Here is a 13,615-nt window from a genome sequence, read left to right as displayed (position 1 = left end):
CTCCCCCCTGCATAACCTGCGCGCTAGGGTGCGCGCATGATTCTCGAAAAGATTAAAGAAAAGGCAATCCTGTCCGGCGTGATATTGCGTCCCATTGCCGTCGGCGATGCGGAACCGCTGTCCGCCGCGTACGTCCGCAACCGAAAGCATCTCGAACCCTGGGAGCCGGTCAGACCCGAGTCCTTCTTCACCGTCGAGGGGCAGGCCGAACGCATCGACGGCCTGCTGAGACAGGCTGCCGACGGGATCATGGTCCCCTGGGTCATGGAGGCCGCGCGGGACCGCGGGATCGTCGGCGCGATCACCCTTTCGGGAATTTCCCTGGGCCCTTTCTGCAGTTCGTACGTCGGCTATTGGGTGGCCGGCGATCGGCAGGGCCGCGGGCTGGCCAGTGCGGCCCTGGAGCGGGTCTGCGAGATCGCCCGGGACGACTTGGGACTTCACCGGATCGAGGCGTCCACCCTGATCGACAACACGACCTCGCAACGCGTGCTGAAGAAATGCGGATTCGAGACGATCGGCGATGCGCCGCAGTATCTCCACATCAACGGAAAATGGCGGGACAGCCGGCTGTTCCAGCGGGTCCTGCACGACCGCGATCCGGCCCTGTGACCACGTCGCCGGACCTCTGCGACAGCCGCGTCGGACCTCTGTGACCAGTGCTTTTCCGCCGACTTCAGCTCCCTGGGCGTTCACGGCCGGTTGCCGGCCCCTGCCCACGCCCCTGACGAACCGCCTTCCTGGCTTCGTCGGCCATGACGGGAAACCACGAAGACACGTCGATCACCCGCCGCCGCGCCCTCGTGGTCTCCGGCGGCACGGTGGCGGCCGGCGGCCTCGCGGTCGCCGGCCTCCAGTCGGCCTTCGCCGATGTGACCGAGGCCGGCACCGACGCGGGAGCCTCACCGGTGCTGCGGGCGGAGCTGGGCGCGATCGGCCGGTCCACCGAGCACTCGGTCGCACTGGCCGGTGGCGGTCACCGGGGCGACCTGTGGGCCCTGGGCCTCCTGGTCGCCGCGGCCGCCCTGGACCGCCGGGCCAAGGCCCGCAAGACCGCCGCCACGGCCCGCAGGATCGCCGCCTTCGACGACAAGGGCGCTCCCAGGCGCCCGTCCCGGGGTTCGTCGGTCTCCGCCACGTACGGTGGGCGCCACCGAGAACCGGGCCCGTCCGACGCCCTGCTGACGGTGATGTCCACCCTGCGGGACACGGAACTCCTCCATGCCGCGGGCCCGTTCGGCCTGCGCCGCGTACAGGCGGGCGCCCGGGGGGACCGGAGGCGGGCGGCACGGCGACGGAGGCGGGCGCGACGGTACTCACAGCCCTCGACACCGACCTGCACGAGCGCGGCTGGAGCCCGAGGGGCAGCGCGGGCCTGACGACGGGCGCGCTCTTCTTGGACGCGCTGTCTGCGTCGTGCCGACAGGGGTGCGGGTAACCGCGCGACCAGCCCCCGCTCACCCACGGAACGCAACGATGGCCGGGCACACGCTTCGGTACCCGGCCAGTCACCTCACATCGTCAGCTCTTCAGCGAAGCCATCCAGCTCTCGACCTCGTCCGACCGCCGAGGCAGCCCCGCGGACAGGTTCCGGTTCCCGTCGGCCGTCACGAGGATGTCGTCCTCGATCCGGACGCCGACCCCGCGGTACTCCTCCGGCACGGTCAGGTCGTCGGCCTGGAAGTACAGCCCCGGCTCGACGGTCAGCACCATGCCCGCCTCGAGGACGCCCTCCACGTACGTCTCGGTCCGCGCGGCGGCGCAGTCGTGGACGTCGAGGCCGAGCATGTGGCCTGTCCCGTGCAGCGTCCACCGGCGCTGCAGCCCGAGCTCCAGCACCCGCTCGACCGGCCCCTCCACGAGCCCCCACTCGACCAGCCGCTCGGCCAGCACCCGCTGTGCGGCGTCGTGGAAGTCGCGGTACTTGGCGCCCGGCTTCACCGCCGCGATGCCGGCCTCCTGGGCGTCGTACACCGCGTCGTAGACCTTCTTCTGCAGCTCGCTGTACGTGCCGTTGATCGGCAGCGTGCGCGTGACGTCGGCGGTGTAGAGGCTGTGCGTCTCCACGCCTGCGTCCAGCAGGAGCAGGTCGCCCGAGCGCACCGGACCGTCGTTGCGGACCCAGTGCAGCGTGCAGGCGTGCGGGCCGGCGGCGCAGATGGAGCCGTAGCCGATGTCGTTGCCCTCCACGCGCGCGCGGAGGAAGAACGTGCCCTCGATGTAGCGCTCGGACGTGGCCTCGGCCTTGTCGAGGACCTTCACCACGTCCTCGAAGCCGCGGACCGTGGAGTCGACGGCCTTCTGCAGCTCGCCGACCTCCCAGTCGTCCTTGACCAGCCGGGCCTCGGACAGGAAGACGCGCAGTTCCTCGTCGCGCTCGGCGGTGACCTTGTCGGTCAGCGCGGCCTCGATGCCGGTGTCGTACCCGCGCACGACCCGGACCGGGCCGGTGGCCTCGCGCAGCGTGTCGGCGAGTTCACGGACGTCGGCGGCGGGGATGCCGTAGAGAGCCTCGGACTCGGTCAGGGAGTGGCGGCGACCCACCCACAGCTCACCCTGCCCGGAGAGCCAGAACTCACCGTTGTCGCGGTCGGAGCGGGGCAGCAGGTAGACGGTGGCCACGTGGCCGTCGTCCTTCGGCTCCAGGACGAGTACGCCGTCCTCCGTCTGGTTGCCGGTGAGGTAGACGTACTCGACCGACGCGCGGAACGGGTAGTCCGTGTCGTTGGAGCGGGTCTTCAGGTTGCCGGACGGGATCACCAGACGCTCGCCCGGGAAGCGGGCGGACAGCTCGGCGCGGCGGCGGGCGGTGTGCTCGGCCTGTTCGACGGGCTTGAGGTCGCGCAGCTCCGTGTCGGCCCAGCCGGACCTCATGCTCTCGGCGAGTTCGTCGGAGACACCCGGGTACAAGCCGTTCTTGCGCTGCTTCACCGGCTCTTCCGGCTCCGCTTCCGAGCCCGCCGCGTCAGCGGCCACATCTGGTACTGCCGGGTTGAGCTCGTCGGCCACGGTCATCCTCCTCGACACTGCACTGAATCCCGTCCATCGTACGGTCGTACTGAACGGTGACCCAGGGCCGGACGGCTCACTCCCGTTTGACCTGGCCTTTCGGCTGACCGGTCAGTCAAAACGAGCCGCGAGCAGCACCACGTCCTCGGCGCTGTCCGCCGAGTCCAGCCCGCCCGGCAGCACCGTGCGCAGCACGTGGTCGGCGATCGCGCCCGGGTCGTGGCGCAACGCGCGCGGGATGCTGGCGGCCGCCGTGTGCAGCCGGGCGAAGGCGCGGTCCATGGGGTCGCCGGTGCGGTGCAGCAGCCCGTCCGTGTAGAAGAGCACGGTCTCCCCGGCCTCGGCCTCGATCTCCACGCTGGGCGCCTCCCAGCAGGCCAGCATCCCGAGCGGCGCCGAGACCGACGTCTCGGCGAACTCGGTGCGGTGCTCCCCGATCAGCAGCGGCGGGCTGTGTCCGGCCCCGGCCAGGGTGACCTTGCGCAGGGCGGGCTCGCAGTAGGCGAACAGGGCGGTGGCGGAGCGGGCCGGTTCGGTCAGCCGCAGCAGCAGTTCGAGGTCGGAGAGGACCGCGACCGGGTCCTCGCCCTCCATCACCGCGTACGCCCGCAGGGAGGCCCGCAGCCGGCCCATGGCGGCCACCGCGCTGGGCCCGGACCCGGTGACCGAGCCGACCGCGAGGCCGAGGGCTGCGTCGGGCAGCGGCAGCGCGTCGTACCAGTCGCCGCCGCCGCGCGGGCCGGTGCGGTGCCGGGCGGCGAGCTGGACGCCGGCCACCCGGGGCAGCCGGGAGGGGAGCAGCTCCTCGGCGATGGTCGCCATGCACGCGCGCGTGCGCTCGACTTCCAGCAGCCGGGCCAGGTGTTCGGCGGCGAAGCGGACGTAGAGGCCGATGAGGTGGCGCTGACGCTCGTTCGGTTCGGCCGGCTCGTCGTACAGACACAGGACCGCGCCCAGACGGGCGGCCGCGTCGGTGGTCAGGGGGAGCGCGTAGCTGGCGGCGTAGCCGAGGCGGGCGGCGACCTCGCGGTGCCGGGGGTCGAGGCCGTCCTCGGCGAACAGGTCGGGGTGGACGATCTCGGCGGCGGTGCCGGCGTCGTACGGCAGTGCGCCGGCCGGCACGGTCTCCAGGTGCCCGAGGTCCGCGCGGCCGAGCCCGAGGCCGAGCGTGGTGTGCCGGCCGAGGCCGGCGGCGGGCTCCAGCGCCACGAGTCCGCGCCGGGCGCCCACGAGTCCGGCACCGGCGCGCAGCAGTTCCTGGAGAGCGGACTCCAGTCCGTCGGTGCGGGCGAGCCGTTCGGTCAGTTCGTGCAGCGTGGTGAGGTCCGAGACCCACCCGGCCAGCCGGTCCTGGAGGAGGGTGCCGGGCGCCGGTACGGCGGGGGCCTTCGGGACGGGAGGTGCGCCCGGGGCGGGGGGAACGGGGGCGACAGTCTGTGCGGGCGTGGGGACCGTTGAATCGATTCCAGCCACTTTCGGAGGGTGGGGGGCGTTCATCGTGTCCGGCTTTCAGACCCGTGCGTATTGCTCAAAAGCATCGCAAACCCCCATGTCTTCCTGCGCCGCTAGCAGTGTCTCCACATGTACACGCACTCGTAAGGAGATGTCCAGCATTGTCCTGCCGGGATTCCTGGTGTCCGTGGGCCTTCCGGTGACTTCTCCCGGATGGCTTGCACAAAAGCAAAGTTGGCTTAAAACTGACTCGGGCAACGGTTCATTGCGGTCGACTGGCCTTGCTCCACGGAGCGTCACAGCGGTCGTGATGGGTACGTACTCGGAGAAGGCCAGGGGTGGTTGGGGACCACCCGGAACCTGGCGACGGACCCGGGCGTCTTAACCACCGACGACCGTGCCCCATCCTCCCGTGGCGGCGGCGGAGAGAAACACTCTGAACGGCAAAACGCCAGACTTCGCCACCCCCACGCCGTGGCCGTGCTTTTGATGGACGCAGTATTGGATGCGGGCGCGGCCCCCGGCTCGGCCCCTCGGGGTTCCCCTTGCCAGCGCAGGGGTGTGATGCGCCAACAGGTACGCACAGTGAAGTGATCGACACATGATGTGATGTGGTCCACGGTGTTGCCAGCGGTGCAACGGAAAGGAACGAGCGCTCATGCGCGAGATCCTCGGAAGGCGACGCAGGCTCCTGTCCAGGCGGAAAGACAAGGGGTCTGAGTTTCTCGGCGCGGCCCTGACCTTCGCTACGGAATGGCAGTGGCCCGTACTCCCCGGTGTGGCTCCGGACCCGCAGGGCCGGGCCCGCTGTGCCTGCCCCGACCCGGAGTGCACGGTGCCCGGTGCGCACCCCTTCGACCCCGGCCTGCTCGCGGCCACCACCGACGAGCGCATGGTGCGCTGGTGGTGGGGCAACCGGCCGGCCGCCCCGATCGTCCTCGCCACCGGAGCCGCCGGCGGCAAGGCGCCCTGCGCGGTCAGTCTGCCCGCGCTCGCGGCCTCCCACGCCCTCGCTCTTCTCGACCGTCGCGGCATGCGTCTCGGCCCGGTGGTCGCGGCGCCCACGCGCTGGGCGCTGCTCGTCAAGCCGTACTCCATGGAGCAGCTGGGCGAGTTGCTGTACGCCAAGGACTTCGTCCCCGGCTCGCTGCGCTTCCACGGCGAGGGCGGCTATCTCGCCCTCCCGCCCTCGGAGACAGGCCAGGGCGCCATCCGCTGGGAGCGGGCCCCGCTGCCCGGCTCGGCCAAGCCCTGGGTGCCCGATGTGGAGGCCGTGGTGGACGCCGTGATCGACGCCCTCACCCGTACGGGTGTGAACGCACCCGAGTTGTAAGGGTGTCGGGCGCGAGATCACGGCTTCTCGCGCCTCGCTGGTTATCTTCCGCACATGCTGCGTAATTCTGGGGGGCGACCCCCAGACCCCCGACTACGTCTGGTCGCCCTCGCGGGCATCATGGTGTGCGCGGTCGCGCTCCCGCTGGCCGTGGCGTCCGCGGGACAGGTGGGCGACGCCGCCACCGGACACCCGGCCCGGAACGACGACGAGAAGCTGCCGGCGCCCGTCCGCTCCCCCCTGGTGCTCGGCCTGGGCCTGGCCACGGCCGCCCGCTGCGGTCCCGAACTCACCTCCCCCGGCGGAGTGGAGGCGCAGACCTGCGTGATGGCCCAGGGCGCGGACACCTGGGCGCGCACCTACTACCGCAACGCCACCGGGGCGGACCTGGAGTCCGTGCTGAGCCTCATGGGCCCGCGCGGCCGCACCGTGCAGACGCACTGCGCCGCGGACGCCGCCGACGAGCCCGCCACCTGTGAGACGCCCCGGGAGCGCACGCGGGGCACGCTGGACGCCTACACGGCCGTCGCGGAGTTCGCGGCGCGCGACGGCGACGAACCGCTGCTGTTGCGCAGCGCCAGCAACTCCGCGAACGACTCCGCGGACGGCTCGGTGAGCGGCTCCGTGGCTGACTCCGGGACCGGCTCCGAGGGCGGCGCCGGACACGAGGACGCCGGCTCGGGCGGGAGCAACTTCGGTGATTCAAACGGTAGTTGACGTATCGCTACGGTCCGTGCACCGGGCTCGGGCATGAAAAGACCCGGTTGCTGGCGACGGGGGATGCACCAGCAACCGGGCTACTGAGACGGTAACAAGAGATCGGCGGTTCGCAAATTCGGTCTCGGCCATTCGGACACGTATTTGCTTGCCATGTAGGGAAGTTGTGACGGGAGTCACCCGGGTCGGCGGGCCCGGAGCGGCTGACCGGTCGGTCAGCCGCGTCCCTCCGCCGGTCTTGATCGTCAGCTGAGCGTGACCTGCCGGTTGGTCAGTCCGCCACGGGCCCGGCGCTCGTCCGCCGCGAGTGGTGCCTCCGAGGCCAGAGCGGTCGCGAGCCGCTCGGCGAACTCGGCGGCCGGCTTCTCCACGTCCTCGGCGCCGACCCCGCTCGGCAGGTCCCAGACCGGCACGGTGAGACCGTGGGCGCGGAAGGAACCGACCAGCCGGGTCCCCTCGCCGAGGCTGGACCCGCCCGCCGCGTGCAGCCGCGCGAGAGCGTCCAGAAGCTGCTCCTCGGGATACGGCATGACCCACCGCAGATGGTTCTTCTCGGGCGTCTCGCACCAGTAGGCGGAGTCCACGCCGGTCAGCTTCACCGTCGGGATGGCGGCCGCGTTGGCCCGCTCCAGGGAGGCGGTCACCTCGGGGGTGGCGTTCGCCGCGTCCTGCACCCAGAACTCGAAGCCCTCGTGCACGACCGGCACGAACGAGCCCTCGGGGTCGAGCAGGTCCTGCAGCCGGGGGCTGTCGGCGGGGGCGCGGCGGCCCTGCACCGGGGTGCCCGGCTCGGCGGCGAGGGCGCGCTGGAGGGTGTCGGCGAGGTCGCGGCTGATGTCACCGGACGACGTGTCGTTCTGCAGGCCGAGGAGGACGGTGCCGTCCTCGCGCCGCAGCGCGGGCCACGCCATCGGCAGCACCGTCGCGAGCGTGACCGAGGGAACGCCCTCGGGCAGGCCGTCCTTGAGGGTCAGCTCGACCGTGGCGGCGGGGACCAGCTCGCGCAGTGCCACCCAGTCGCCCTCGCCGGCCAGCCCCTCGAACGGGCGGTGCACCAGCTCGGTCGCCGCGTGTGCGGCCGCGCGGCCGTGGCAGGCCTTGTAGCGCCGGCCACTGCCGCAGGGGCAGGGTTCGCGGGCACCGACCACCGGAAAGTCTCCATCAGCGCCTCCGGCCCGGGCTGCATCGCTGAGCTGTGTCTGGGGTCGCTTCTTGGCCATCTGGGTGTCTCCCGGTTACGGCTCGTCTCGTACTGGCGGGAGCCTAGCCGTTCACGCCCCGGGCCACGGGTACCTGTGGACGGAGCCGCGGGGCGGGCGCCGTCGGACGGGTCGGCACGGCCGGTTCCGGGCCCGTACGCACGGGCCGGTCCAGACCGGTCCAGGCCGGTTCGTGAAGGTCCGTGTCCGTCCGTGTCCGTGTCCGTGTCCGCCCGTCCGGGCCGGGCCGGTGCGGTCAGTCCAGGTCCTCGAACGCCTCGGCGAGGCCCAGGCCCGCCCGCTCCGGGGCCGCGTGCGTCATGACGCACGCAGCGAAGGCGTCGCGGTGGACCCCGACGTCCGGATCGCTCACGTCCTTGTGGACCACGACCCAGACCGTCACCTCGCCGCGGGCGTCGTCCCGGACCCCCCAGTCGTCCGCCAGGGCCGTGATGATGTTCAGCCCGCGGCCGCCGTGCGCCGTGACCGAGGGGGTCATGGGAGAGGGGCGGGTCGGTCCGCCGCCGTCCGTCACCTCGACGATCAGCCTGCCGAGCGCGTCCACCTGCCAGGCGGCCCGGACGTCGCCGTCCCCGGCCAGCGCGTCACCCAGCGGACGCCCGTGCTTGCACGCATTGCTCAGAAGTTCGGAAAGGATGAGTACGGCATCATCGATGACCGATTCCGGTACGCCACCGGTGCGCAGCTGATCGCGCATACGGTGCCTCGCCTTCCCCACGCCCGCAGGGCCATGGGGAACGGCCATGCTCGACGACGTGGGCACCTCCTGTGCCACCACCAACGCCACCCCCGAGACCTCCTTTGCCCCACGCCACGGTGTGGATGCCCCATCGGCCTGAACCGGAAACCGGCCAAAGAATGCCCGGTGACGCACTCGCGAAGAGCGAATACGGACCGAACGCGCCGGAGCACTCCCTGTGACGGGTTCGTCGCCATGTCCCCCAGGCATGGCTACGTGTGGCTTGATTTCGATGGTGTGGCCGATACGTGAGGATGGTGTGAGTGGGCTGTGGGGTCAAGGGGTAAGGGGATTCCTTACGTGACTATTTATCTGAGTCTCGGTCAGAGAGCCCGCCCCCGGCTCACCGGCCCTGCCGCCGCAGCACCGCCCCTGGCCGGTTGGTGATGATCGCGTCGATACCGAGCTCCATGCACAGATCCACGTCCTCCGGCTCGTTCACCGTCCAGACGTGCACCTGGTGGCCGTTCCGCTTCAGCCGCTCGATGTAGGAGGGGTGGTTGCGCACGATCCGGATCGAGGGGCCCGCGATCCGCACCCCGGCCGGCAGCCGGCCGTCGCGCAGCCGCGGCGAGAGGAACTGCAGCAGGTAGACCGTCGGCAGCGTCGGTGAGGCCGCCCGCACCCGTTGCAGCGACCGTGCGGAGAAGCTCATGACCCGCACCTGCGACTCGGCCGTCGTGGCCGGAGCGTCGAGGCCGAACCGCTTCAGCAGGACCATCAGCCGCTCCTCGACCTGTCCCGCCCACCGCGTGGGGTGCTTGGTCTCGATCGCCAGCTCCACCCGCCGCCCGGCATCCGCGACCAGCTCCAGCAACCGCTCCAGCGTGAGTACGGAGGTGTCCCCGCGGTCCTCGGGCCGGATCTCCCATTCGGGCTCCTCGTCCCGCCCCCGCCAGGCCGGTCCCTTCCGCCAGGCGCCGAAGTCCAGCGCGGCCAGCTCCGCGAGCTCCAGCGCCGACACCGCTCCGCGTCCGTTGGACGTACGGTTGACCCGGCGGTCGTGGACGCAGACCAGGTGGCCGTCCGCGGTCAGCCGTACGTCGCACTCCAGGGCGTCGGCGCCGTCCTCGATGGCCTTCTTGTAGGCGGCGAGGGTGTGCTCGGGGGCGTCCTCGGAGGCCCCGCGGTGGGCGACGACCTGAATGCGATGCTGTGGTGCGTGGGTCACCGCGACATGGTGCCACCGCGCGGGCGTACGTGGGGGCATCCCGGATGCAGACAAAGGGAACTTTTGTCGGACAGGCCCTATATAAAGGTTGTCGGTGTACCCACAGCAACCGCTTATGGTGCCCTGACGGCCGGTGGGAAAAGCTGACGGCATACAAAAGCACATGCTCAGCCGAATCGCGCCGGGCCGACAGCAAGCGTGAAAGAGCATGACCGAGTGCGACCGAGACGAAAAGCCGTGGACCGAGGAGAGAAGCTGTGAGCACCGAGAACGAGGGAAACCCGGTACCTCCGGCCCCGTCCGCACCTCCCGTGCCGCCGACGTCTCCCGCTGCTTCGCCGCACGCAGCCGCGTCCGACGGCGGGGAAGCGCCGACCGCTCCGATCCCGTCGGCGCCCCAGAGCGCGCCCGCGGGTGACCCCTACGCCGCACCGCGGGCCCCCGAGGGTTCCTGGCCGCCCCCGCCCCCCGCGACGCCTTCCTACGCGGACCCGGGCGCGGGTGCGGGCACCGGGGCGGCCGCCGGCGTCGGCGCGGGCTGGGGATCGTCGTACGACCAGCAGCACCAGCAGTACCCGCACCAGCCGTTCCAGCAGCCGCAGGCCGCAGCGAAGAAGGGCAGCGGGCGCGGCGGCCTGATCGCCGCCGTCCTGGTGGCCGCGCTGGTCGCGGGCGGCATCGGCGGCGGCCTCGGCTACACCCTGGCCAAGAACAATGACGACGTGGGCTCCACGACCGTCTCCGCCTCCACGGACGGCGGCGCCACCCAGGTCAAGCGGGCCGCCGGCACCATCGCGGCGGTCGCCAACAAGGCGCTGCCCAGCACGGTCACCATCGAGGCCGAGTCCACGAGCGGCGAGGGCGGCACCGGCACCGGGTTCGTCTTCGACACCCAGGGCCACATCGTCACCAACAACCACGTGGTCGCGGACGCCCTGGACGGCGGCAAGCTGACCGCCACCTTCCCGGACGGCAAGAAGTACGACGCCGAGGTCGTCGGCCACGCACAGGGCTACGACGTCGCGGTCATCAAGCTCAAGAACCCGCCGTCGGACCTCAAGCCGCTCGCCCTCGGCAACTCGGACAACGTGGCGGTCGGCGACGAGACGATCGCGATCGGCGCTCCCTTCGGCCTGTCCAACACGGTCACCACGGGCATCATCAGCGCCAAGAACCGTCCGGTCGCCTCCAGCGACGGCAGTTCCACCAGCAAGGCGTCCTACATGAGCGCCCTGCAGACCGACGCCTCCATCAACCCGGGCAACTCCGGCGGCCCGCTGCTGAACGCCTCCGGCGCGGTGATCGGCATCAACTCCGCGATCCAGTCCTCCTCCAGCGGCGGCCTGGGCAGCACCGGGCAGTCGGGCTCGATCGGCCTCGGCTTCGCCATCCCGATCAACCAGGCCAAGTACGTGGCCCAGCAGCTGATCCGGACCGGCAAGCCGGTCTACGCGAAGATCGGCGCGTCGGTGTCCCTGGAGGACAGCAGCGCCGGCGCGCAGATCACCGACTCCGGCTCGGGCGGCGCGGCCGCGGTCGAGTCGGGCGGCCCCGCCGACAAGGCCGGCCTCAAGCCCGGTGACGTCATCACCAAGCTCGACGACTCGGTGATCGACAGCGGCCCCACCCTGATCGGCGAGATCTGGACCCACAAGCCCGGCGACAAGGTCCAGGTCACCTACAAGCGGGGCGGCTCGGAACACACGGTCGAAATGACCCTGGGCTCCCGCGTGGGCGACAACTGACCCGCACGCGCGCGTGCTGACCGGTTACTCTGTTCCCCGCGCCGATCTCGGTCGGCGCGGGGTGGGTTGCCCGAGCGGCCTAAGGGAACGGTCTTGAAAACCGTCGTGGCGCGAGTCACCGTGGGTTCAAATCCCACACCCACCGCGTTGCAGGTCAGAAGCTTGGAGGTCAGAAGGGGGTGCCACTCTCCGGAGCGGCACCCCCTTCTGCGTGACCCTGTCTCACCCTGATTCGCTGGTTTCCCATCTCTGACCAGCGCCTGCGGCCAACCTGCGGTCAGGATTCACGGCCCCTCGGCGCCGCTCTCGTGCTCTGCCAGCCCCTGTTCGATCAGCGCGTTCATCCTCGCCTCTTCCCCGTCGCTGGAGAACGGCGACGCTGACCCCGGACCTGTCATCCGCTGCGCGCTGCCGGGTTCGATGGTGTCGGCGTGCTTGAGGACGGTCTGGGCGAGGAGGTCGCCCTCGGTCACGTCGTCGTTCAGGTCGTCCAGACTGGCCCGGTACGCCGTGAGAGTTCCGAGCCCGGTCGCTGCGTCGAGTTGCGCGCACAGGCGGGCGAAGTCCGCCATTCGCAGGTCCGTGGGGGTCTCCGCCGCGACCGCGCGGACCTTGACCGCGAGGTCCAGGAGCGAGCCGAGGACGACGGGCAGAGCCTCTGCGTACTCCGCCCACAGTTCCGCTTCGGTGCGCCGGACCTCGGGCCGCTCCAATCGCAGCGGCAGGAGGCGTTCGGCGAGGTCGGGGCGGATGACGCCGACGTCGATGCCGGTGAGGAGCAGGGGCGGGGCGGCCGACGCGGTAGACGTCCCCGCCGGTGAACAGGGCGCGCTTGACGTTCTCGATGCCGGTGACAATGCAGCACATCGCGTCGGACAGGTCCGGGGTCACGTGGGAGAGGTTGTCCGGGGCGGTGACCCATCCGGCCTCCGCCAGCGGTTCAGTGCCTACCCCCAGGCGTTGGCCTTCTTCTGTCCCCGTCTTTGTCCGATGCGCCTATGGCCATTGGCGTTCACCGTTGTACGCGTAACCCGTCTGAGTTGCCGCGCGAACGCCTCCGAACGCCATAGAACGGGGACGCGGACAGTTGGAAAGCGTGTTGGGGGCACCCCCCACGAGTTCGAATCTCGTATCCTCCGTCATAACTCTCACCGGGCAATACGTCGAAGGCTGGGTATCCACCCCGACGAGCGGCACCGCCTTCATCGTGGCGGTGGTACTCGGCGTCATCGGTGCGCTCGCCAAGGGTACGCAGTACGTGCTCATCATCGGGGTGATGGTGCTCGTCGCCGACCTGTCCTCCTCAGAGCCCCGCGTGCGGTAGGGCAGCCCGAACCCGGCCCCGGAGGGGCCGAACGTAGCGTTCCCAACGAGGCAGCCCCGACTGCAGGGGGCGGCGACGGATGTAAATCGACAGGCCTGCGCTCCGACACCAATGCCACGGGGGCTGATCGCGCTTGGGGCGAATGAGTCGCGGTCTCAATCGCCGCTCACTCCAGGGCGGTTCGTCCGCTTCGTTGGGGCCTCGCAGGCGCTCTGTCCGGCGCATCCACGCCGCGCAGTTGACACTGATGGACGGCCGCGGACCAAGATCGGCCAACTCGTAATGCGCAGTGCAAAGCAGTGGGTCCAGTCGCAGTCGTACTGCTATCTGATCGGACCAGGTGGATCACGACAGATACGCAGGCGACTCTACTGCCGTTTGGGTGATCTTCGATTACGACACGGACGAGTCGCGATCATCAGTTCGGCGACGCAGAAGAATAGCTTTACCCGCGCCAATGGGTCATGTGAGATGCGTGCGAATTGAGTACACCCACGAGATTGCGTGTAATTGCGGTTTACGCACTTCAAGTTCGATGAGGAAGGTCCCCTGGTGGGTCGCAAAAATATCCGCATTTCTTGGCTGAAAACCTCCACCTTGGTGTCGGCGAGCACACTTGCCGTAGTGCTCAACGTTGCCCCGAGCGCTGCGGCCTTCGCCGACGCGATCTACAAGACTGGAACCGAGCGCAGCGTCCGACCGCCTGGCCCCAACGGGCCCGTTTCCGCTGACCGTGACCGGGACCATGACAAGCACCGCGGGCCGAAGGGAGAGCGAGGAGAGAGAGGTCCGCAGGGTCCGTGGGGTGCGCAGGGCCCGCAGGGTTCGCAGGGTTCGCAGGGCCCGCAGGGTGCGCAGGGCACGCAGGGTTCGCAGGGTTCGCAGGGTGTGCAGGGTTCGCAGGG

9 protein-coding genes, 1 tRNA gene and 2 pseudogenes are annotated in these 13,615 nt (G+C 70.5%); 6 read left to right on the top strand and 6 right to left on the bottom strand.

Annotated features, from left to right (window positions below; translation table 11 throughout):
- Positions 1 to 36 precede the first annotated feature (36 nt).
- Positions 37 to 612 (top strand): GNAT family N-acetyltransferase, encoded by a 576-nt coding sequence (locus ACZ4O3_RS18400; protein WP_362731669.1) that lies wholly within the window; start codon positions 37 to 39, stop codon positions 610 to 612.
- A 290-nt stretch (positions 613 to 902) separates the two neighbouring features.
- A pseudogene (locus ACZ4O3_RS18395) lies at positions 903 to 1,438 on the top strand (triphosphoribosyl-dephospho-CoA synthase); the annotation flags it as partial.
- Between the two features lie 83 nt (positions 1,439 to 1,521).
- On the opposite strand, the gene ACZ4O3_RS18390 reads toward ACZ4O3_RS18395, so the two are convergent.
- Both ACZ4O3_RS18390 and ACZ4O3_RS18385 read right to left on the bottom strand, forming a co-directional pair.
- Entirely contained in the window at positions 1,522 to 3,015 is a 1,494-nt protein-coding gene (locus ACZ4O3_RS18390) for an aminopeptidase P family protein (protein ID WP_467722990.1), read from the bottom strand.
- A gap of 105 nt (positions 3,016 to 3,120) precedes the next feature.
- On the bottom strand, positions 3,121 to 4,506 hold the full coding sequence (locus ACZ4O3_RS18385) for a PP2C family protein-serine/threonine phosphatase (protein ID WP_467722988.1): 1,386 nt from the start codon (positions 4,504 to 4,506) through the stop codon (positions 3,121 to 3,123).
- A 613-nt stretch (positions 4,507 to 5,119) separates the two neighbouring features.
- Here ACZ4O3_RS18385 and ACZ4O3_RS18380 point away from each other — a divergent pair.
- Both ACZ4O3_RS18380 and ACZ4O3_RS18375 read left to right on the top strand, forming a co-directional pair.
- The gene (locus ACZ4O3_RS18380; RefSeq protein WP_467722987.1) at positions 5,120 to 5,794 is read left to right on the top strand and encodes a bifunctional DNA primase/polymerase; all 675 of its coding nucleotides are present in this window, start codon (positions 5,120 to 5,122) and stop codon (positions 5,792 to 5,794) included.
- Positions 5,795 to 5,848: 54 nt separating this feature from the next.
- Positions 5,849 to 6,511, top strand: a complete 663-nt coding sequence (locus ACZ4O3_RS18375; protein ID WP_467722985.1) for a hypothetical protein — start codon at positions 5,849 to 5,851, stop codon at positions 6,509 to 6,511.
- Between the two features lie 245 nt (positions 6,512 to 6,756).
- On the opposite strand, the gene ACZ4O3_RS18370 is transcribed toward ACZ4O3_RS18375, so the two are convergent.
- From ACZ4O3_RS18370 to ACZ4O3_RS18360, 3 genes are all read right to left on the bottom strand, one after another.
- Entirely contained in the window at positions 6,757 to 7,731 is a 975-nt protein-coding gene (locus ACZ4O3_RS18370) for a DUF5926 family protein (RefSeq protein ID WP_467722983.1), read from the bottom strand.
- A 235-nt stretch (positions 7,732 to 7,966) separates the two neighbouring features.
- Positions 7,967 to 8,605 carry an ATP-binding protein gene (locus ACZ4O3_RS18365; RefSeq protein WP_467722981.1) on the bottom strand — a complete coding sequence of 213 codons (639 nt, stop codon included), beginning with the start codon at positions 8,603 to 8,605 and terminating at the stop codon, positions 7,967 to 7,969.
- A 208-nt stretch (positions 8,606 to 8,813) separates the two neighbouring features.
- Positions 8,814 to 9,641, bottom strand: coding sequence for a glycerophosphodiester phosphodiesterase (locus ACZ4O3_RS18360; RefSeq protein ID WP_362722749.1), 828 nt, complete (start codon positions 9,639 to 9,641; stop codon positions 8,814 to 8,816).
- 257 nt (positions 9,642 to 9,898) lie between these two features.
- On the opposite strand from ACZ4O3_RS18360, the gene ACZ4O3_RS18355 reads away from it, so the two are divergent.
- Positions 9,899 to 11,386 carry a S1C family serine protease gene (locus ACZ4O3_RS18355; protein WP_467722979.1) on the top strand — a complete coding sequence of 496 codons (1,488 nt, stop codon included), beginning with the start codon at positions 9,899 to 9,901 and terminating at the stop codon, positions 11,384 to 11,386.
- A gap of 60 nt (positions 11,387 to 11,446) precedes the next feature.
- Positions 11,447 to 11,531, top strand: a tRNA-Ser gene (locus ACZ4O3_RS18350).
- A 139-nt stretch (positions 11,532 to 11,670) separates the two neighbouring features.
- Here ACZ4O3_RS18350 and ACZ4O3_RS18345 read toward each other — a convergent pair.
- Positions 11,671 to 12,313: pseudogene (locus ACZ4O3_RS18345) on the bottom strand (ATP-binding protein); the annotation flags it as partial.
- Positions 12,314 to 13,615 lie beyond the last annotated feature (1,302 nt).

It is taken from the genome of Streptomyces sp. NPDC026515, assembly GCF_055567595.1.
The sequence above is the reverse complement of the archived record's forward strand: the minus strand, read 5'-3'. Positions and strand labels throughout refer to the sequence as shown.

Coding starts and splice junctions, on each gene's coding strand:
- ACZ4O3_RS18400 (WP_362731669.1), top strand. CDS start 37: ATGATTCTCGAAAAGATTAAAGAAAAGGCAATCCTGTCCGGCGTGATA.
- ACZ4O3_RS18390 (WP_467722990.1), bottom strand. CDS start 3,015: ATGACCGTGGCCGACGAGCTCAACCCGGCAGTACCAGATGTGGCCGCT.
- ACZ4O3_RS18385 (WP_467722988.1), bottom strand. CDS start 4,506: ATGAACGCCCCCCACCCTCCGAAAGTGGCTGGAATCGATTCAACGGTC.
- ACZ4O3_RS18380 (WP_467722987.1), top strand. CDS start 5,120: ATGCGCGAGATCCTCGGAAGGCGACGCAGGCTCCTGTCCAGGCGGAAA.
- ACZ4O3_RS18375 (WP_467722985.1), top strand. CDS start 5,849: ATGCTGCGTAATTCTGGGGGGCGACCCCCAGACCCCCGACTACGTCTG.
- ACZ4O3_RS18370 (WP_467722983.1), bottom strand. CDS start 7,731: ATGGCCAAGAAGCGACCCCAGACACAGCTCAGCGATGCAGCCCGGGCC.